Source organism: Marinobacter sp., assembly GCF_052094685.1.
Taxonomy (GTDB): domain Bacteria; phylum Pseudomonadota; class Gammaproteobacteria; order Pseudomonadales; family Oleiphilaceae; genus Marinobacter.
In genome coordinates this window covers 17,295-35,801 of sequence record NZ_JBQDKB010000017.1, presented here as the reverse complement: position 1 = coordinate 35,801, position 18,507 = coordinate 17,295, and the positions used below count along the sequence as shown (strand labels likewise).

The 18,507-nt window shown below is 51.8% G+C and carries 19 protein-coding genes and 2 tRNA genes; 4 read left to right on the top strand and 17 right to left on the bottom strand.

The genetic code is table 11. The annotated features are described in order from the left end of the window. Positions 1 to 34: 34 nt before the first annotated feature. Both ACTH3S_RS05775 and ACTH3S_RS05770 read right to left on the bottom strand, forming a co-directional pair. Positions 35 to 1,090 (bottom strand): DUF2955 domain-containing protein, encoded by a 1,056-nt coding sequence (locus tag ACTH3S_RS05775; RefSeq protein WP_441808077.1) that lies wholly within the window; start codon positions 1,088 to 1,090, stop codon positions 35 to 37. A gap of 10 nt (positions 1,091 to 1,100) precedes the next feature. Continuing rightward, positions 1,101 to 2,168, bottom strand: a complete 1,068-nt coding sequence (locus tag ACTH3S_RS05770; protein WP_441808076.1) for an HlyD family secretion protein — start codon at positions 2,166 to 2,168, stop codon at positions 1,101 to 1,103. 240 nt (positions 2,169 to 2,408) lie between these two features. On the opposite strand from ACTH3S_RS05770, the gene ACTH3S_RS05765 reads away from it, so the two are divergent. Beyond that, positions 2,409 to 2,873: a c-type cytochrome gene (locus tag ACTH3S_RS05765; protein WP_441808075.1), complete on the top strand. Its 465-nt coding sequence runs from the start codon at positions 2,409 to 2,411 to the stop codon at positions 2,871 to 2,873. A 27-nt stretch (positions 2,874 to 2,900) separates the two neighbouring features. Here ACTH3S_RS05765 and ACTH3S_RS05760 read toward each other — a convergent pair whose 3' ends face one another. Continuing rightward, entirely contained in the window at positions 2,901 to 3,584 is a 684-nt protein-coding gene (locus ACTH3S_RS05760) for a cytochrome b/b6 domain-containing protein (RefSeq protein WP_441808074.1), read from the bottom strand. A 120-nt stretch (positions 3,585 to 3,704) separates the two neighbouring features. On the opposite strand from ACTH3S_RS05760, the gene ACTH3S_RS05755 reads away from it, so the two are divergent. Then, the gene (locus tag ACTH3S_RS05755; RefSeq protein WP_441808073.1) at positions 3,705 to 4,100 is read left to right on the top strand and encodes a glutaredoxin family protein; all 396 of its coding nucleotides are present in this window, start codon (positions 3,705 to 3,707) and stop codon (positions 4,098 to 4,100) included. Here the strand turns inward: ACTH3S_RS05755 and ACTH3S_RS05750 are convergent. The 4 genes from ACTH3S_RS05750 to ACTH3S_RS05735 are packed head-to-tail and all read right to left on the bottom strand — an operon-like array spanning position 4,060 to position 6,709. Next, positions 4,060 to 4,674 (bottom strand): flavodoxin domain-containing protein, encoded by a 615-nt coding sequence (locus tag ACTH3S_RS05750; protein ID WP_441808072.1) that lies wholly within the window; start codon positions 4,672 to 4,674, stop codon positions 4,060 to 4,062. The two genes, ACTH3S_RS05755 and ACTH3S_RS05750, sit on opposite strands and share 41 nt — an antisense overlap. Positions 4,675 to 4,682: 8 nt before the next feature. Then, positions 4,683 to 5,492 carry a DUF4198 domain-containing protein gene (locus tag ACTH3S_RS05745; RefSeq protein WP_441808071.1) on the bottom strand — a complete coding sequence of 270 codons (810 nt, stop codon included), beginning with the start codon at positions 5,490 to 5,492 and terminating at the stop codon, positions 4,683 to 4,685. Positions 5,493 to 5,509: 17 nt separating this feature from the next. Beyond that, positions 5,510 to 6,028, bottom strand: coding sequence for a DUF2271 domain-containing protein (locus tag ACTH3S_RS05740; protein WP_441808070.1), 519 nt, complete (start codon positions 6,026 to 6,028; stop codon positions 5,510 to 5,512). Between the two features lie 9 nt (positions 6,029 to 6,037). Continuing rightward, a complete protein-coding gene (locus ACTH3S_RS05735; protein WP_441808069.1) occupies positions 6,038 to 6,709 on the bottom strand; it encodes a PepSY-associated TM helix domain-containing protein in 672 nt (223 codons plus the stop codon). Between the two features lie 242 nt (positions 6,710 to 6,951). Here ACTH3S_RS05735 and ACTH3S_RS05730 point away from each other — a divergent pair, with 242 nt between their 5' ends. Next, the gene (locus tag ACTH3S_RS05730; RefSeq protein WP_441808068.1) at positions 6,952 to 9,228 is read left to right on the top strand and encodes a TonB-dependent receptor domain-containing protein; all 2,277 of its coding nucleotides are present in this window, start codon (positions 6,952 to 6,954) and stop codon (positions 9,226 to 9,228) included. An 80-nt stretch (positions 9,229 to 9,308) separates the two neighbouring features. Here the strand turns inward: ACTH3S_RS05730 and ACTH3S_RS05725 are convergent, their stop codons facing one another. The 7 genes from ACTH3S_RS05725 to ACTH3S_RS05695 form a co-directional block, all read right to left on the bottom strand. Further along, complete coding sequence (locus ACTH3S_RS05725; protein WP_441808067.1) at positions 9,309 to 10,316, bottom strand: NAD-dependent epimerase; 1,008 nt, start codon at positions 10,314 to 10,316, stop codon at positions 9,309 to 9,311. A 39-nt stretch (positions 10,317 to 10,355) separates the two neighbouring features. After that, on the bottom strand, positions 10,356 to 11,078 hold the full coding sequence (locus ACTH3S_RS05720) for a TIGR04219 family outer membrane beta-barrel protein (RefSeq protein WP_441808066.1): 723 nt from the start codon (positions 11,076 to 11,078) through the stop codon (positions 10,356 to 10,358). Between the two features lie 44 nt (positions 11,079 to 11,122). Further along, positions 11,123 to 11,836, bottom strand: a complete 714-nt coding sequence (purC, locus tag ACTH3S_RS05715) for a phosphoribosylaminoimidazolesuccinocarboxamide synthase (protein WP_441808065.1) — start codon at positions 11,834 to 11,836, stop codon at positions 11,123 to 11,125. 47 nt (positions 11,837 to 11,883) lie between these two features. After that, complete coding sequence (bamC, locus tag ACTH3S_RS05710; RefSeq protein WP_441808064.1) at positions 11,884 to 13,011, bottom strand: outer membrane protein assembly factor BamC; 1,128 nt, start codon at positions 13,009 to 13,011, stop codon at positions 11,884 to 11,886. 47 nt (positions 13,012 to 13,058) lie between these two features. Continuing rightward, on the bottom strand, positions 13,059 to 13,937 hold the full coding sequence (gene dapA, locus ACTH3S_RS05705) for a 4-hydroxy-tetrahydrodipicolinate synthase (RefSeq protein ID WP_441808063.1): 879 nt from the start codon (positions 13,935 to 13,937) through the stop codon (positions 13,059 to 13,061). 65 nt (positions 13,938 to 14,002) lie between these two features. Further along, positions 14,003 to 15,082: an AI-2E family transporter gene (locus ACTH3S_RS05700; RefSeq protein WP_441808062.1), complete on the bottom strand. Its 1,080-nt coding sequence runs from the start codon at positions 15,080 to 15,082 to the stop codon at positions 14,003 to 14,005. Between the two features lie 15 nt (positions 15,083 to 15,097). Continuing rightward, a complete protein-coding gene (locus ACTH3S_RS05695) occupies positions 15,098 to 15,325 on the bottom strand; it encodes a sulfurtransferase TusA family protein (RefSeq protein ID WP_441808061.1) in 228 nt (75 codons plus the stop codon). A 171-nt stretch (positions 15,326 to 15,496) separates the two neighbouring features. Here ACTH3S_RS05695 and ACTH3S_RS05690 point away from each other — a divergent pair, with 171 nt between their 5' ends. Then, positions 15,497 to 16,972: a M48 family metalloprotease gene (locus ACTH3S_RS05690; protein ID WP_441808060.1), complete on the top strand. Its 1,476-nt coding sequence runs from the start codon at positions 15,497 to 15,499 to the stop codon at positions 16,970 to 16,972. A gap of 2 nt (positions 16,973 to 16,974) precedes the next feature. Here the strand turns inward: ACTH3S_RS05690 and nadA are convergent, their stop codons facing one another. The 3 genes from nadA to ACTH3S_RS05675 all read right to left on the bottom strand — a co-directional run bounded on the left by nadA (position 16,975) and on the right by ACTH3S_RS05675 (position 18,487). Further along, on the bottom strand, positions 16,975 to 18,036 hold the full coding sequence (gene nadA / locus ACTH3S_RS05685; RefSeq protein ID WP_441808059.1) for a quinolinate synthase NadA: 1,062 nt from the start codon (positions 18,034 to 18,036) through the stop codon (positions 16,975 to 16,977). 226 nt (positions 18,037 to 18,262) lie between these two features. Continuing rightward, positions 18,263 to 18,338: transfer RNA gene (locus ACTH3S_RS05680), tRNA-Lys, on the bottom strand. 73 nt (positions 18,339 to 18,411) lie between these two features. Further along, positions 18,412 to 18,487: transfer RNA gene (locus tag ACTH3S_RS05675), tRNA-Lys, on the bottom strand. Positions 18,488 to 18,507: the final 20 nt, after the last annotated feature.

Genomic DNA, 18,507 nt, shown 5'->3' with positions numbered 1-18,507 from the left:
AACTGGCTTTTTTTGTGTCTGAAATTCCTGAACCTCAGGCCACCGGCTCCAGGCGGGTGCTTCGAAAGCAATTAAGTAGGTGGTGCATAAGGTAAATCGCGATCAGTGTGACCATTACAGCAACGCTGAGGGAGGTGAAGCGGTACAGATCGCTGAAGAACAGATCTTGCTTTGGTGACAGGTACTGCCCAAACAAAATTGCCATGGTTGTCAAAGCACTGAAACCCGCCCCCGGCACCCCACCTTCTAGCATGTGGTAACGGGCAAACAGCATCAGGCTGAGCCACAACCCAAACGTAACGAACGGCAACACATCAAAATGGTTCACTAATACCAACTGAACCACCAAGCCAAAACTACACCCCACCAAGGTACCTATCGCGCGATTCCAACCCGCCGGCCCCGCGCCTTTCCAATTCAGGGGAAACAAAACCAGAATCGTCGCAACCAGTGCGGATAATGAGCCTTGCAGGTTCAGCACCTGAAAGGCGACAAAAGACAGCGTAGCCACGGTGGTCGCCAACAACACTTCGTGACGCTGATTTGAGAGTGGCTTGATCGCAGGCTGTCGTGCCGGCCGTGTTTCAACGTCGGGAAACAGAGTGTGCATCAAAAATGCGATAAAGAGCGTCAGCACCGAGGCCACAAGATTAGAGACAACGATGTCGCCGACGTTAGCACTGGGGTAACTGGCAAAGTGAAACTGCATGGAGAGGTTCACAACTGTCATGGCGCCGAAGAGAAAATGTGGCCCGCGAGCCATTTCTCGAAACAGCCAGGCAAACAACCCCATCACTACCATTATCATCGGTAATGGCTTATCGCCAAACAGTCCCTGTAATACCAAAACCGCCAGGCTAACCAGCGCCACATTCGCCACAAACTGACGAATAATGTGGGCATTCAACTGAGGTACCAAGCCCAGCAACAACAGAGGGGTTACGGTAAAGAAGGCACCGTAATTCCAGCCCATTAACTTACACAACAAAAACCCAAGCATGCCTCCGAAAGAGATCCGCAAACACTGGCGCACGTCATTACTATTCAGCGAACGTTTTTTAACAAGGAGGATCGGCTCAAATCTGGACATGCCGGCACCCTCAGTAAATATAATGAATAAGGCTGATCAGGCGGATCTGTAATGCTCCTAACCATGCAGACAGCCCATCAGCCGGATACAACTGTACCGTGGCCCGGGAGCCAGAGGGCATGCGCTCCAACATGGTATTGCCCGAATCACTGAGTGTCAGGTGCACACGCTGGCGCTGGGCATCCCGTACCCAACGGTCAGTGGATTCAGGCGCCGCCAACGTACCGTCTGCAGTCAACTGCCCTGCCCTTGTGCCTGCATCCACGGCGGCAATAGCCGCAGGAAAAACTTGCCCAGGCAAGCTATCGAAGACAATGGCCGCACGATCACCGGGAACGGCTTGAGACAAAGATTTTTCACGAAAATCGGCAATAATGTCAGCGCTATCCGCCACTAACGCTGCCATAACAAAGCCGGCCTTGGCATACACTCCCGGTGTAACTTGCAGGTTGGAAATAATGCCATCCGTTTCTGGCCGAACTTGGGAGTAACCCAAGTCTAGTTGTGCTCTTGCCAGTGCATTGCTGGCTTCTCGCACCGCCAGGTTCGTATCGCCAGAATCCCCTCGTTGTGCCTGAAGCTGTTGCACTTTGGCTTCCGCCGCAGAAGCTCTTGCCGCCGCAGCCTGATGCTGCGCTTTCGAGCGATCCAATTGCTGTTCCGAAACACTGTGTTTTGCAGCTAGACTGCGCATGCGCTGGAGTTCCCGGGACAAGTCTGCCACATCCACTTTGGCAGCCAGCCAACTGGCTTCTGCTGCTGCGATTCCGGCATCCAGCTGTTCGTTTTGGGCACCGGCCTGCGCCAGCGAGATGCGTGCCCTGTCGACCGACAGCTGATACGGGCGTTGATCAAGACTAAACAGCAAATCACCGGCACGAACGTGTTGATTGTCTGTGACATGAACCTGCATAACATGACCGCTGACCTGTGGCGCCAGCTGGACGACTGGATGCATCACCCTTGATTGGGGCGTAACTGGCATCCAGATATCTGCGATCAGGAAATACACAAACAACACAATAAACGCGACCAGAGAAACATGAACCCAGCGCGCAAAACTTTGATCTGGCGTCATAAATAATAGACAAACGTTGAAGAATCAGCCGCAAGCTGATCCTGTGAACAGGGGCGGCTATATTACTAGCCACAACATAATTAGCAAGCTATCAACTATAAAGACTCCGCTTAACCTTCAGGAGTGACCTTTCCACATTTACTTAAACTTTACGTCATACCGATATAACCAGAATAATTTCTATGAAATCATTAGACTGGTACATTACTTTTGTTCGTTTGAAAAATGAGAGAGAGAAGCATGCGTAAATCAGGATTTTTTGTGGCTTTAGCATTGAGTGCTGCCGTAGCAACCCCCGTTGCGGCCCAGATGGATGTGGAAGACCAGATTGAAACCCGCCAGAGCACCTTTACGTTTGCCGGATGGAACATGGGTAAAATCAAAGCCCAAGCCATTGATGGCGATGTTGCTTACAACCAGCAGCAGATGCTGGCTGCCGCTAACTCCATTGCAGCTGTAGCAAACTCTGGACTGGGCGCCCTGTTTGGTCCTGGCACAGCCATGGACAAAAACGACAACACTAAGCTCAAGCCTGAGTTTTTTGACAAGCCAGAAAAGGCTCGTGAAGTAGCCATTGGCTTTGCCAAAGCCGCCAACAAACTCCAGGAAGTTGCCAGTAACGGAGACAAAGCCGCATTGGCAGCTCAGTTCAGCGAAGTTGGTAAATCCTGCAAGGCTTGCCACGACGCTTTCCGCGCCGAGTAAGCCTTACAGCCCAACCCCCTTCGCTACTCACCAACCCAAATCGGGTGGTGGTGGCGGAGGTGGTGGCAGGATCCCTCCGTTAGCCAGCCAAATTGCAATTCCCGCCACTACCAACGCAACGATCACTGCAATCCAGCCGCCGCCTTTACGTTCGCTGGCCACTTCTGCGCTCACATTCTTACGCCCGGTAATCATTGGCGCGATCAGATTGTCTTTCTTCACCAGGGTATAGAAAAGTACCGAAGCGATGTGTAACCCAATCAAACCGTAAATAAACCATTCTGTTAGCTTATGCCACGATGTAATTGTGTCGTTCCAGCTGGATGAAACCGCCCGGTAGAGCGGCCCATTGAACGCAATAGCGTCTGTGGCAAACAGCCCGGTAACTGCCTGAAAACCCAGCAACCCAAGCATAGCGAAAACGGATAGCGCGCCCAACGGGTTGTGCCCAAGGCCTCGCCACTCTCCTTTCAGGTAGGCCGATATTGCGGCAGGGCCCGGAACAAATTCATGAAAACGCGCGTGTGTAGAGCCAACAATTCCCCACGCCAACCTGAAACTGAGCAGGCCAATAACGGCAAGCCCGCAGCGTTCATGCCACACCATCCAGGTGCCGCCAAGGTTCACGCTAACCAGTGAGCCGGTAACACACAGCACCAACAACCAATGAAACAACCGTGTGGGGAGATCCCACAAGGAAATCGACTTCATCTATAGGACCCTCATCAAAAGTTCACTTACAATCCTTCGCGGCAGAATACCCGAACCTTGCTTGTTTTGCTTTATACTACAGCCCCGTTTTAATGCACCCACCCTAAAAAGGTCTGATTAATGCGACTGGTTATTCGTTATTTTTTCCGGACGTTACGTCTTATTTTGACACCCTTTGTACTGTTAAGCGAAAAGCTGGGCACAGGCAAACGCTTGGAGCGTAGTGCCAAGGAACAACAGAACGTGGACACCGCCTGCGAACAGTTGGCGTTATACCAGTTCAAAACCTGCCCTTTCTGCGTGAAAGTCAGAAAGCAGATGGTGCGGCTTAATCTGAATATTGAAAAGCGAGATGCCCAGCACAATGAGACCCACCGTGCGGATCTTGAGCAAGGTGGCGGCAACATAAAGGTGCCATGTTTGCGAATTAAAAATGAAGATGGCAGCGAACAATGGATGTACGAATCCGGTGATATCAATGCCTGGCTGGAACAACGCTTTGGGAAAGCTGCCTGAACCAGTACTTCACAGAGGCCGGGTCGCCCTGGTGCACCAGTACCGGCTCAAAAAGCGGGGCGGCCCCTACCTGCCTTAGGTCTGCGGCGACTTCCAGGCCAAAACAACAGAATCGCGGGTAGCTACGATCCCCCAAGGCAAGTACCGCATACGAGCAGGAGGCAAAGTTCTGGAGAAAGCCCCTATCCTCCTGCCACGCGTCCCCCGTCCTCGGCGCATCTCCGTTACCCGTGGTGCTGGCAATAACCAATAAGGCTTTTGCCGGCACTTGGGCTGAAGCCAAGTGATTGAGCTCAACCAGCGATGCTCGCAATCCTTCTTGGCGAATCCTTTTGCAGGTCTGCTTAGCGAATTGGCGAGCGGTACCCGTTTCAGTCGCATAAGCCACCAGGTAGTCCGACTCTTTTGCCACTTTGCCGTTTGCTTCTATAGCGCCGGCTTTGTGGTACCGCAGCAGGATGATCCCATAACCAACCATTGCAGCGACGGCAATATATTTTCGGTCAGTCGCTACCCCATCCTGAAAAAGCACCCATAGCACCCCACAAGACAGCGCGGCGAGTGTCGGTTTCACCCATAATCTCAAAGTGGCAGCACCTCAAGCGTCGCGCTGTAGCTCATGCGTCTTTTGGCGTTGTCGAGTAACTTGCCCGACTGCTCCAACTCGGCTTCAAGCCAGTACATTCCGGGCTCTTTCCACTCCACAAAAACACGGCCTTCGGCATCAGTTTGAAGCTGTATTTCATCAACCTGATCACGGTACCGAATGCCGCCACGAATCAGAACCACATCCAAATCCGCAGCAGGTTGACCATCTACTAGAAACCGGAACTCCGATGTTTCGCCGGCAAACAAATCATTGGGATGGGTGACCGGAACCATTTCCAGGCCAACACCTTCCGTTTTAAAGGTTTCGGTTGTCGGAGCCCCTTTGGTTACGAAAACCTGCATGAGACGATCTACCTCAAACACTCGCAAATCCTCCGCCTCTGTAGGAATTTCATCCATCTCATCCACTGTCCCCCGCCACCGGACATTTTTGTCATTAAGCTTAAATACCCCGAACAGACCAGAATTGCGAATCTCAAAGGTATAGGTGCCATCGCTAATCAGCTCAGCATCAAATACTGACCGATATTTGCCGGACGCCTTGTTCTCGGCCTCCACCGGCTCGCCTTGTGGATCTGTAATCTCTAACTGCTCCAGGCCCAGAGGGTGGTGCTCAAAGTAAAAAAGACTGTTTGAAACGGCACCGTCCACCGTTACCCAAGCTGTATCACCGGAGAGTACTGTCGCTGAAGGTAGCATCCAGGCTCTATGGGCATGGGCCTGAGAACCAGCAGCCACGCCTGTTGCCATTAAGACCACTGCGGTTAGCTTTTTGATGTTCATTAAGTCTCTCCGAATATTCAGGGTTGGATTGTAAGGTATATGCGGCCAAGCTCACTGCTGCCCTGCTGAGACGTTTCATACGTTGACTCAGCTGGCCATTGAAATGGCAGTTTCAAAAGTTCCCGACCGCCAACTTCTCTCGCGGCTTCTACCACTAACCGGTAATCACCTTTGGGCAAATCACGAATGGCGGGTGAGAGACTGTTAAAGACCAACTCGTGGGTACCGACTGGCCGGGTTGCACCACTAAATCCATCGACGGGTAAACTCAACTGCCGCCCGCTCCTTCGCCACCAAAGTCGGAGATCCTTGAGCCATTTGCTGCCTTCGTCATCACGCATATCGTGGTCATACCAGAGCGAAATATTCTGCTGATGCCGCCCCTTGCTATCTTCAATCCATATCGCAACGTAGGGCTTATGGTATTCCGCGACATTCAGCGCCGGAATCTCAACTTTCAGAGCTAGCTCTCCAGCCCCTGCGCAAGCGGAACCCAGCAGCAATGCCAGTGCCGGAATTTTCCCTGTTAACTTCATAAACACTCCTTAGTGAACAAACAGAACCGCCAACAAAATGGGTACCAGAACTCCCGCGCCTACAATAGGCCAGATCTGTGCTCGTTCCCTGGAGTAGATCCACAACACCCCGAAACCGGTCATACAGAAAACCACACACACAAACGCAAAAAGATCGATAAACCAGACCCAGATAGCGCCAGTGTTACGACCTTTATGCAGATCATTCAGCCAAGCTACCCAGCCTCTGTCCGTTTCTTCGTAAACCAACTCGCCTGTTTCAAAGTCCACACTCAACCAGGCATCACCCCCCGGTCTGGGGCTGGAGACATAAAGCTCGTACTCAGCCCATTCGAGGGCACCTCCGATAAGGGAAATGCCATGTTTTTCTGAAAGCCATGTGGTGAAATCTTCCGGCGCCTGTCTACTCTTTTTGTGCTCATAGCTGACAAGTTTCTGCACAAGGGTTTCTGGAAGTCGATCCTCAACGATCACTACCTCGGGGTTCGAGCCAATCTGACCCGCATGATTAAGAGTTACTCCGGTGATCGCGAATAACAGCATCCCGAACACCGCTAGCGCTGAGCTGATCCAGTGCCACTGCAAACAGAGCTTTAACCAGCGATTCTGACGCCGGACACGCTGGTCACTCGGTTCTTCATCAAGGTTCTCGGTTGGCGTGGTACTGGCAGAGTTATGCATATCTAGGGAAGGCTCCGGCCTGCCGTTGGTCTGGAAGTCGCTAAGTTATCGGGCGGCACTTCATGAAGAATTCAGGCGGAGATTATGTCAGTTTCTTTTTAGTTTCAATTCCCATTTACATTTAATTTGCAGACCCATTTGATAATAATTACCATTGCGCTTCGTTAACAGTTTACATATATTGCGATCACACCTAATTGGAAACCTAATCAGATCAATAATTTGTAAAGGACTCTACCCTCGTGAAACGATTTGCACAGACGTCTCTGGCCCTTGCGGCATCCACGTTTTCAGCCCACACCTTCGCTCAAAGCACGGTAGAGCTGGCTCCTTTGGTGGTAAGCGCTTCAGGTATTGAACAAAAGATAACCGATGCGCCCGCCTCAATTACCGTTATTCAGAAGGAAGAACTGGACAAGAAACCGTATGTGACACTTCTTGACGCAGTGCGGGAGGTAGAAGGCGTTGATGTCGGCGAAACAACCGACAAAACTGGCCAGGGCGGTATTAGTATTCGGGGGATGGGTGCCGAATACACACTGATTCTTATTGATGGGAAGCGTCAAAACAACGTTGGAGACATCTACCCAAACAACTTTGGCGGCAACCAGTTCAACCATATTCCTCCCAAGGAAATGATCGATCGGATTGAAATTATTAGAGGGCCTGCCTCTACTCTTTACGGGGCTGATGCTTTAGGTGGTGTTATCAACATAATCACCAAAAAGATTGGTGATACATGGAGTGGCTCTCTCTCTCACAGCCAGACTCTCGAAAGTGACAGCGATTTTGGTAACGATGATACAACCGAATTCACTGTAGCCGGGCCGCTGATCAAGAACCGCTTGGGCCTCAGGTTACGAGGCAGCCTTTACAACCGCGATGCCTCAAACCCTCAGTACGAACCAGGAATTGATCCCAATGGAAACCAAGTGCCCCGAGAATTAGGCTTCGGCAGTGGCGGGCGCACCGTGGATAACGAGAACACCAACCTGGGTGCGCGTGTAGACCTTCGAGTAACAGACAGACAAGATCTGACGTTTGATTTTGAGACCTCTAGCCAGACATACGACAACAAACCCCAAGATGGCAACAATCCTCTCGGTACCACCGATAGTGTAGACCGACTGCCCCGCGCTGGTTACGCTCAAAATCAGGAATTCAACCGCGAGCAAGCCTCTATTCGCCATCAAGGCTCCTGGGGCTTTGCTAACAGTGACATTTCACTGCATCACATTGAAACCAGGAACGACGGGCGCACTTTGCCACTTACGGCTCTGGAACGCTTGGAATATGACCAACTAATCGCCAATGGCGCCACCGATCAGCAAATTTCAGACACCTTGCTGCCACGGCCAAAACGTATTCTGGAAACCCGACAGACAACGCTGGATCTGAAATTTGACTCGCTGGTGGGTGACCACCTTCTTGTATACGGCGCCCAATACATGGATGCCGAAATGGAGGACGGCACCTTCGGGATGACTGGTAGCGGCTTCAGCGCCGGCAAAACACAACCCCACCGACAATGGGCTGTTTTTGCTGAAGACAACTGGGAGGTTACTCAGGACTTCTCGTTAACAGGCGGTGTCCGTTACGACCACCACAATATCTTTGGCGGCAACACTAGCCCGCGCTTGTACGGTAACTGGGACATAACACCAGAATGGACACTAAAAGGTGGTGTGAGCACTGGTTACAAAGCACCAAAAGCAAGCGATCTATTTGAAGGCATCACCGGCTTTGGCGGGCAAGGAACAAAACCATTCGTTGGAACGCCGGATCTAACACCAGAGAAAAGTGTAAATTCAGAGATTGCGATTTACTACACCCACCCAGAAGGCCATAACTTCAACGCCACGCTCTTTTCGAACCAGTTTAAAGATAAAATAGATAGCGGCGGCTCTATCCTGCATTGTGATGACTCAGGCGCTAACCCCAGCAACTGTGCCAACCTTGCGCCCGAGTGGAATCAACTGCTAGGTGACGGGTACGAATTTGGACAAGAGATCAATATCGATAGGGCCGAGATCAACGGGCTTGAACTGGCAGGCCGCTACTGGATTACCGACCCGCTTTCTATTCGGGCTAATTACACATACACAGATGCGGAAATCAAAAGCGGCGACAACAAAGGCGATCCACTGAGCGGGACAGCCAAGCACATGGCTAACGCGACGCTCGACTGGCAGGTAACCCCGGCATTTAATACGTACCTTACAGCAGAGCTAAGATCCAAGCGCTACACCAGTACCCCAAGAGGCTGGGATACTACCATTGAATATCCGGAGTTCTACAAGGATTACACTATCTTTCACCTTGGGGCGAGCTATAGAGTTAATGAACATCTAACCCTTAATGGCCGCATCAACAACCTGCTAGACGAAGATTTCACCAGCTACGAAACCGTATACACCACGGATGATGGCGGTGTTACCTACAACGCCAATTACATTGACGATTATAATATGAAGGCAAAAGCCAGGAATCTCTGGTTGTCTGCAACGTTAAGTTTCTAAGGCAGGAAATAGCGTTTTATATCGAACAACGCCCCTCTTTGAAGGGGCGTTTTCATTCTGGGGAGGCGCCACTTGCGGGATCAGACCTGGTAAAACTCGCGATACCAGTCCACAAAGCTGGCTATGCCCTGCTCCACGGAAGTTTCCGGTTTATAGCCCGCATCGTTTATCAAACCATCAACGTTTGCATAGGTAGCCTGCACATCGCCTGGCTGCATAGGTAGCAGGTTTTTCTGAGCTTTCTTGCCCGTTCGTTCTTCAATAATTTCGATGAAACGAGACAACTCTACGGGGTTATTACTGCCAATATTGTAAATGCGATATGGGGCTTTGCTGGTACTAGGGTCCGGAGCGGCCCCACTCCACTCGGAATTACCAAGGGCCACTTTATCAAGTGTGCGAATAACGCCTTCTACAATATCGTCAATGTAGGTGAAGTCTCGCTTGTGATTGCCGTGATTGAACACATCAATCGGCTCGCCGGCTAGAATCTTTTTGGTGAAAATAAATGGGGCCATATCGGGGCGGCCCCAAGGCCCATACACTGTAAAGAACCGCAGGCCAGTGGTGGGTAGGCCGTACAGATGACTATACGTGTGGGCCATCAACTCATTGGCTTTTTTAGACGCAGCATACAGACTAAGCGGGTGATCCACGTTGTCGTCAACGGAAAACGGCATAGCTTCGTTAGCACCGTATACGGAACTGCTCGAAGCGTACACCAGATGCTTCACATCGTTATATCGGCACCCTTCGAGGATATTCATGAAGCCAACAATATTGGCATCCACGTAGGCATTCGGGTTTTCCAGCGAATATCGCACACCTGCCTGTGCGGCAAGATGTACGACACGCTCGGGGCGATACTTTTCGAAGATCTCTGACATCACAGAACGATCTGCGATGTCCTGGCGCACTTCTGTAAAGCTGGCATGACCAGTAAGGCGTGCCAACCGAGCTTCCTTGAGACTTACATCGTAATAGTCGTTAACGCTGTCAACGCCGATCACCTCGTCTCCCCGCTCAAGTAACCGGTGCGCCAACTGCGCACCGATGAACCCGGCAGTGCCCGTTACCAGAATCTTCAAGTCTATCGCTCCCTTTAAGGGCTTTACAGGTTCGGTGCTTTAAAACGTAACACCTGCACTGATAAACGGCCCGTCAATTTTAACATCGAATACGTCGCTGCCGTCTTCATAATCTACGGCGATTTGGCGGTAGCCTGCGCGCAACTGAAGTAACGAAATGCTGTACTGGCCATACACGTTAAAATCACGCATGGAGTCGCCATCAAAGGCAATGAAATTGCCTTCAGCGCCAACGGATACGCCGGTCAATGGCAGGTCAAAGCGGGCAGCGACATAGCCTAGTGGTAAAATGGCATCCGCTTTAGTCACACTGGACTGAGCAGCGTTCTGCACGAGCAGCTCACCTGAAAAATCACGCACTGTGAGGCCCAAATCGAGGTTTACCCAGTTATCTAAAATCTCGTAATACAGGGTAAGGTCAAGTTGCTCCAAGTCGAGTTCTGAGCGTACATCGCCAGCATCCACCCCATCATATTGACTATCGAGCGCACCGTTACCACTTTGCTGAATCAGCGTATAGGCCAGGCGCACGTTAGGCAGCAAGGGCACCGGGTGCTCCAGGTAAATGCTGGCGTTTGCGTTGCCATCGTCTTTCAGTCGCAGTTCATCATCCACGTCAACCGCATTATCGCCATTGGCAACGTTGCCGGACAAATCGGAATCCCAGTAGCTCACACTAGCGCCCAAGCCAACAATATCAGCCTGGGCAAAGGGGGTGGCCAGAATCAAAGAACTGCCTACCGCAAGGGTCAGTTTACGCATAATGCACCTGTATCATTTTGTCTGTTTGGATCTATCGCTAATGATCAGTTGAAGTTGATGCCAAGACGGCGGCCAACCTCTTCATAAGTTTCGATAACGTCGCCCAGCCCTTGGCGAAAGCGATCCTTGTCCATCTTTTTCCGGGTTTCCTTATCCCAGATACGGCAGCCGTCTGGACTGAACTCATCGCCCAGAACAATCTCTCCGCCGCTACGCCCGAATTCCAGCTTGTAATCCACCAGTAGCATTCCGGCTTCATCAAACAGGTTTTTCAGTACGCTGTTTACCTTGTAGGTCAGCTCTTTCATACGTGCAAGCTCGTCTTCACTCGCCCAATTGAAAGTAACCGCTAAAGACTCATTAACCATTGGGTCGTGCAGCGCGTCGTCTTTCAAAAACAACTCATAGGTTGGTGGGGTGAGCTCCAGCCCCTCCTCCACGCCTATGCGACGGCACAAGCTGCCAGCCGACACGTTCCGCACCACACACTCTACCGGAATCATATCCAGCTTTTTAACGAGTGATTCGGTAGCACATAGCAAACCTTCAAAGTGCGTTGGCACACCCGCAGCTTCCAGCTTTTCCATGATGAACCCATTGAACCGGTTATTCACCATTCCTTTTCGGTTGAGCTGCTCTTTCTTTTCGCCGTCAAATGCCGAGGTATCATCCCTAAAAACAAGAACAAAGCGTTCCGGATCGTCGGTGCAGAACACGGATTTGGCTTTGCCAGCGTATAGTTCTTCGCGCTTTTCCATCATATGTCTCCGAAACAGAGGCCCGCATTGCGGGCGCCCTTTCTTAATCAGTATAGGTAATCGAACAGCCTTGTCAGCAGATCTTCAGCACGCCTATCACCGGTGTAACCTTCGGCTTCTTCAGCGGTCACCCGCACCTGGCCATCGCGTTCAACCAGATTGATCGTGTGAGTATGGCGGGCCTTTTCTTTATCGCTGAACCAACTGAACCAGCCGGGATCGCGCTCATCGGCAGTGCGGGCATCGACAAAGAGCCAGCCTTCGCTGCGGTTGAGATCAACTACGTCAACGTTCGATTCGATGAGCGACCGGTTAACCTCGGCCCACGAGCGGCCGTAGTCGAGATCCATTTGGATGGCTTGCACTTTATCATTCTCACTAACAAGCTTAACCAAAGGCTTGGCGACCATACCCGACGCTGCACGAGAGAATGACTTGCTCTCTTCACGGGCTTTCAAAAACTCCCCAAGATCGGCAAGAAGGCGTTTTTGCAACCCGAGCTGCTCGATTGAAGGCTCAGAAATACCGCGCCATGAGATCAGCTCACTGGGCCAAGGCTCGCTTTCTTCCGCCGTTGTGTCCGATGTGAGCTTGCGAACTTGGATTTCGGTGGTTTTACGGCGAACACCAGGAGCTATGCGAACCTGCAACACCGTTTTAGGCTCGGCAGTCGTTGCTTCTGCGGGCTCACTGGAAAGTTCAAGAAGCTCACGCGCGCGCATGCTGAAATTGGCCAACTCACTTTGCAGCACGCCCAGTTGCGGGTTGTCGTGTGCGACACCTAGGTTCTGCTCGTTCATGTAAGCCGTTACGGCAGGCCAAATGCGCCCCGGCACATCGTTTACCAGTAACCAGGCTCGACCATCCAGTTCCTCGACCACATAATTTTCTTCGAGAATTTCCGAGGTCATATCCGGCGGCCGAGGAATATCGGACGGATACATCTGGCTGGCGTCTGCCGAATTTACCGAACGAATCGGCATTACCTGGGAAAAACGGGACGAATCCGCCGTTTCTGGCAGCGTTAGGGAGTCACCTTCCTTCTCGTTCACATAACGTTCGGAGCGATCTTCGATCAAGCTACAACCGGACGTCGCGACAGCGAGCAATAGCCCGGATGTGATAGCCAAGGGTCGAAATGCAACAAACTTACGGGTTCTTGAAAGAACCGGCATCGGCCTACTCTCTGTGTGGGAGTGTTTCAGGGTTGGTGGCAGCAAACTCAGAGCACACCCGAGGCTTTCATAGCTTCTTCAAGTTCGGCGTGGAATTTTTCGCTGAACGGTGTCAGCGGAAGCCGTATACCTTTCCCCATCATGCCCATACGCTGAAGCGCCCATTTAACCGGGATAGGATTTGCCTCTAGGAATAACTTGCGGTTCAAAGGCATTAGAAGCTCATTCAACCGCTCTGTTTCTTCCCGGTTGCCCGCAATGGCCGCGGCGCATAACTCGGACATACCTTTTGGCGCCACGTTAGCGGTAACCGACACATTACCTTGAGCGCCTGCCAGCATCAGCTCAGCTGCGGTGGCATCGTCACCAGAATAGACAGCCAGGCGACCGTCAAGCGCGTCTATCAGTTCTGCACCCCGAGGAATATTGCCGGTGGCATCCTTGATGGCAACAATGTTTGGAATATCGGCCAGGCGCAGAACGGTTTCGTTTAGCATGTCGCAGGCGGTGCGCCCAGGCACGTTATAGAGCATTTGGCTCAGGCCCGGCACGGCTTCTGCGATGGTTTTGTAGTGCTGATACAGGCCTTCCTGAGTCGGCTTGTTGTAATAAGGCACAACCAGCAGACAGGCATCTGCACCAAGCTTGTAGGCTTCGGTGGTCAACTCAATGGCTTCACGGGTGCTGTTACCGCCACTACCAGCAATAACAGGAATCCGCCCGTTAACACGTTTGATGATATGGCCAATTACCGTGCAGTGCTCTTTCTGATCGAGCGTTGCGGATTCGCCAGTGGTTCCCACAGCAACGATACCGTCTGTACCGTTCTCCAGATGAAAGTCCACCAACTTGTCCAGATCCTCCCAGTGAATGTCACCGTTTGGATGCATGGGCGTGACCAGTGCAACAAGGCTACCCGTAATCATAAAAGCTCCGTCCGAATAAAATGGATATGGTAATGTTGGGCACGAACCGACACAAGGAAATTAAATTACACCTTATCTGGAGCGGTTGAAGGAGCAGGCCCCTTCACCGGCCAAGCAGAGAACACCGCTTTCAGCATAGTCGCCAACGGAATGGCAAAGAAAACGCCCCACAAGCCCCAGATACCGCCAAAGAATAGCACCGAAATGATGATCACAACGGGGTGTAGATTGTTCACCTCTGAGAAAAGCACAGGAACCAGCACGTTGCCATCCAGGGCTTGAATGATTCCGTAAATCACCATTACCCAAATGAAGTGACTGCCCCAGCCGAAAGCAAACAGTGCAATCACTGCAACCGGAATGGTAACCACAGCAGCGCCAATGTAGGGAATAACCACACTCAGGCCAACCAAAAGTGAAAGCAGTGCCGCATAAGGTACGCCCATGAGTTTAAGCGCGATGTAAGTTGCGCCGCCAACTATCAGAATTTCCAGAGCTTTCCCCCGCACATAGTTGGCACACTGTAAGTTCACTTCATGCCAGATTCGCAGCATCATTGGGCGTTGAGGCGGTAGCAGCTTGGAAATAGCGCCAAGCAAAACCTCCCGATCTTTCAGGAAAAAGAACACGAGAATCGGCACAAGCACCATGTATATCAACAGCGCAACCAAATCGGGGATGCTAGACAATGAGAACGACACCAGCCACTGGGTCATGTGCCCTACTTCCGTGTTTACCTGATCATAAAGGCTGCTAACCGACTGGGCTGAGATGATGTGCGGGTATTCTTCAGGCAGTAGCTCAAGATAGGATTGCAGCTCGCCGATGATACGAGGCGCCTCGCCGGCAAGGGTGCTAACTTGGGTCCAAATCAACGGCAAGAGACCGAAGATGAACCCCACCAGCACACCGAGAAATATCAGGAATACGCCGAGTATTGCCAGGCCCTCGGGCACGCCGAGAGTGTTAAGCCGGGTAACGAGCCCCTGCAAAATAAAGGCAACGATGAGAGAGGCGATTGCCGGTGCAAGCATGGCACCGAACCAGATCACAAAAATTGTGCCTATCACCAGAATCAGAAATAGAATGACAGCTTCGTCGTCTGAAAAGTATTTGTGCGCAAGACCGCGTAAAATTCTGACCATCAAGGACTCCGGAAATTAGCCGCCGCACTTTATCACAAAGCAGTACTGGCCATCAGTTTCTGAGGAATTCACCAAGCAGTGGCGGGACAACGCCAAAAAGGCCGGGATATCGCGAGCAGAGCCCGCATCAGTGGCAATCACCTCAAGCTCTTCGCCGGGAGACATGCCATTGAGCTCCAGTTTTGTTTTTAGTAGAGGCATTGGGCAACGAAGCCCAGACGTATCCAATGTACGATCAGCCATAAAAAAGATGCACCATCACAAGACATGGAATTCGCAAGCCGGCATTATGCCCCCAGTGATACTGTATTGCATCACAATACCTGTTAATCCGCAGATCCGGATTTTCTACCGGAACTTCAACCATAATTTGCGGTAACAGGAACGGTCCGAATCAGGAGCACATAGCATTACATGATTAACGTTCTTACTGAGTTTCGCTGTTACCGAAAGCTGTCGATAGCCATAGCCTTGGCGTTTTCGCTGGCATTGAGCCCAGCCTCAACAGCACAAGAAACCCGACTACCAAACATTGGCGGAACCGGGGGCGGCCTTATTTCCGGGCAACAGGAAAGCGATATTGGGCAGCAGGTTATGGTCTCGATCCGTCGCTCTGCTCCGCGCATAACAGATCCGCTGATCTACGACTATCTCAGTTCCGTTATCTACCGGCTGGTGCCCTCGGCCCCCCTGGAAAACCGCAACCTCACCCTTGCACTGATTGATAGCCCCGCCATCAACGCGTTTGCGGTGCCCGGCGGCATTGTCGGCGTTAACGGGGGACTGTTTCTCAACGCAGCTACTGAGCAACAGTTCGCATCTGTGCTTGCCCACGAGCTTGCCCACTTAAGTCAGCGACATTTTGCCCGCAGGCTGGAGCAGCAGGAAACCAGCGCTCCGCTGACCATTGCCGGAATGATTGCTGGCATTGTGCTTTCTGCGGTGACGCAATCCGATATAGGCATAGCCGCCATCGCCGGAACCCAAGCCTTAGCGATACAGAACATGCTTGCCTATAGCCGGTCACACGAGCAGGAGGCAGATCGGGTGGGCCTCGATATTTTGGCAACTGCCGGATTGGATCCGCGGGGCATGCCTGAAATGTTTGAAATCATGATGCGGCAGAACCGGCTACAAGGAAACAACATGCCGGAGTACCTCTCAACGCACCCCCTGACGCAGAACCGTGTGGCCGATACCCGTAACCGTGCAGAGCAATATCCTGAGAAGACGATCCAAGACGCCCAAGAATATCATCTGATGCGTAGTCGCCTACAAGTGCACTATGCCGCTTCACCTGAAATTGCCGTGGACACCTTCGAAAACTACCTTAAGAAACCAGATGCCCAAAGCAATGAAGCAATCCGATACGGCCTGGCAACGGCCTACTTGAGTAACAATCAGTTTGAAAAATCGGCCGACATCATCAACGAATTACTAGCCAGCAACCCGGGGCGGATAACCTTCCAGGTCACACTGGCAGAGATCCGGATTCAGGAGAAAAAACTGGATGAAGCACGATCGCTTCTAAAAGATGCCCTTAGCCGAAACCCCGGCAACTACCCTATTACATCCACTCTTGCAGATGTAGAAATTGTAGCCGGTAATGGCACCCAGGCTGCAGAGTACCTGAAGCAGTTGGCGCGCAGAATGCCCCAGCAGGAGTATTTATGGCTGCGCTTGGCTGAAGCCGAAGGTATGGCCAGAAACATAGTAGGTGTTCATCGCGCAAGGGCGGAATACGACGCGCTCATGGGAGATCTGGAGTCAGCCCAGAGGCAGCTGAGACAGGCTCAGGAGAAGTTGCCAGCAGGCTCAGCCCAGCGACAAGTGGTAAGCGAGCGGCTGAACGAAATCATCAGCCGCCTTCAAATACGCAGGAACAGCTAACCTCAAGCGTTGCCTGCGGCCTTCAAGTTCATCCCTGCGGTGAAATCCAGCATGCGCCGCAGGGGTTTGAGCGCGGCCTCCCGGGTTTCCGAATCCACAAGCACTTCCTGATCGCCGTTTTCAATCACGTGAAGTAAGTTTTCCAAGCCGTTCATGGCCATCCACGGGCACTGTGCACAACTGCGACAGGTAGCACCGTTACCCGCTGTGGGTGCCTCAATAAGCGTCTTGTTGGGCGCCAACTGCTGCATCTTATAGAAAATACCGTTATCCGTAGCAACAATAAACTGCTGGTTTGGCAGGGTCTGCACCGCGTGAATCAACTGCGAGGTAGAACCAATCACATCTGCCATTTCAACCACGGCATCTGGAGATTCCGGGTGAACCAAAACAGCCGCATCCGGGTACAGAGCCTTGAGATCCTCTAAACCGCGATGCTTAAACTCTTCATGCACGATGCATGACCCATCCCACAGCAGCATATCGGCGCCGGTGGTTTTCTGCACGTAATGGCCAAGGTGCTTGTCTGGTGCCCAAAGAACCTTCTCTCCTCGGGTATCCAGATCCTCTACGATGGCCTGCGCACAGCTAGACGTTACCACCCAGTCTGCGCGGGCCTTTACAGCGGCTGACGTATTGGCATAGACCACAACAGTACGATCGCTATGCTCATCACAGAAGGCTTGAAACTCATCGGCTGGACAACCGACATCCAGCGAGCAGGTTGCCTCCAAAGTGGGCATCAAAACACGCTTTTCAGGGTTCAGAATCTTGGCGGTTTCACCCATGAATCGAACGCCGGCCACAACCACGGTTGAGGCGGAATGCTGATTCCCAAAGCGGGCCATTTCGAGCGAATCTGCCACACAGCCGCCGCTTTCCTCGGCAAGACGCTGGATGTCTGGATCCACGTAATAGTGCGCCACGAGCACGGCGTCCTTTTCCTTGAGCGCAGCCTTAATACGGGATTCAAGCTGCGTCTTCTCATCAGCGCTGAGCGGTTTGGGCTCCGCTGCATGGGCCAGGTGTTCCTGAACAAGGATTCGGTCTTCAGCTTTAGTCATGTACGGATACTCTCAGTTACTTTCCGCCGGCAGCTATTTTCCGCCAGTTACTTTCTGCGCCCGAGTATATCATTTCAAACACGGGTAGCACTGTACGGACTATACCGTGTCTCGCAAAATCCGCTTTGGCGATGGATAAACTAACAGGTAAAAAAAAAGGACTGCATTTCTGCAGCCCCTTTAAGCTTCAACTCTTTGACTCTTTAACTCTTCAAATCGCCAAATATGGTGGGTCGTGATGGATTCGAACCATCGACCAATTGGTTAAAAGCCAACTGCTCTACCAACTGAGCTAACGACCCAAAACTTGTGACCAGTGCCTGGAGACCCTGATCGATTCCGTGGCGGCTCAGAAACTGCCCCGAAATATCGATATGGTGGGTCGTGATGGATTCGAACCATCGACCAATTGGTTAAAAGCCAACTGCTCTACCAACTGAGCTAACGACCCAAGCGAGGCGCATATAGTAA

Excerpts from the sequence above, each read along its gene's own strand:
- ACTH3S_RS05775 (WP_441808077.1), bottom strand. The coding sequence starts at position 1,090 with ATGTCCAGATTTGAGCCGATCCTCCTTGTTAAAAAACGTTCGCTGAAT.
- ACTH3S_RS05770 (WP_441808076.1), bottom strand. The coding sequence starts at position 2,168 with ATGACGCCAGATCAAAGTTTTGCGCGCTGGGTTCATGTTTCTCTGGTC.
- ACTH3S_RS05765 (WP_441808075.1), top strand. The coding sequence starts at position 2,409 with ATGCGTAAATCAGGATTTTTTGTGGCTTTAGCATTGAGTGCTGCCGTA.
- ACTH3S_RS05760 (WP_441808074.1), bottom strand. The coding sequence starts at position 3,584 with ATGAAGTCGATTTCCTTGTGGGATCTCCCCACACGGTTGTTTCATTGG.
- ACTH3S_RS05755 (WP_441808073.1), top strand. The coding sequence starts at position 3,705 with ATGCGACTGGTTATTCGTTATTTTTTCCGGACGTTACGTCTTATTTTG.
- ACTH3S_RS05745 (WP_441808071.1), bottom strand. The coding sequence starts at position 5,492 with ATGAACATCAAAAAGCTAACCGCAGTGGTCTTAATGGCAACAGGCGTG.
- ACTH3S_RS05740 (WP_441808070.1), bottom strand. The coding sequence starts at position 6,028 with ATGAAGTTAACAGGGAAAATTCCGGCACTGGCATTGCTGCTGGGTTCC.
- ACTH3S_RS05735 (WP_441808069.1), bottom strand. The coding sequence starts at position 6,709 with ATGCATAACTCTGCCAGTACCACGCCAACCGAGAACCTTGATGAAGAA.
- ACTH3S_RS05720 (WP_441808066.1), bottom strand. The coding sequence starts at position 11,078 with ATGCGTAAACTGACCCTTGCGGTAGGCAGTTCTTTGATTCTGGCCACC.
- purC (WP_441808065.1), bottom strand. The coding sequence starts at position 11,836 with ATGGAAAAGCGCGAAGAACTATACGCTGGCAAAGCCAAATCCGTGTTC.
- bamC (WP_441808064.1), bottom strand. The coding sequence starts at position 13,011 with ATGCCGGTTCTTTCAAGAACCCGTAAGTTTGTTGCATTTCGACCCTTG.
- dapA (WP_441808063.1), bottom strand. The coding sequence starts at position 13,937 with ATGATTACGGGTAGCCTTGTTGCACTGGTCACGCCCATGCATCCAAAC.
- ACTH3S_RS05700 (WP_441808062.1), bottom strand. The coding sequence starts at position 15,082 with ATGGTCAGAATTTTACGCGGTCTTGCGCACAAATACTTTTCAGACGAC.
- ACTH3S_RS05695 (WP_441808061.1), bottom strand. The coding sequence starts at position 15,325 with ATGGCTGATCGTACATTGGATACGTCTGGGCTTCGTTGCCCAATGCCT.
- ACTH3S_RS05690 (WP_441808060.1), top strand. The coding sequence starts at position 15,497 with ATGATTAACGTTCTTACTGAGTTTCGCTGTTACCGAAAGCTGTCGATA.
- nadA (WP_441808059.1), bottom strand. The coding sequence starts at position 18,036 with ATGACTAAAGCTGAAGACCGAATCCTTGTTCAGGAACACCTGGCCCAT.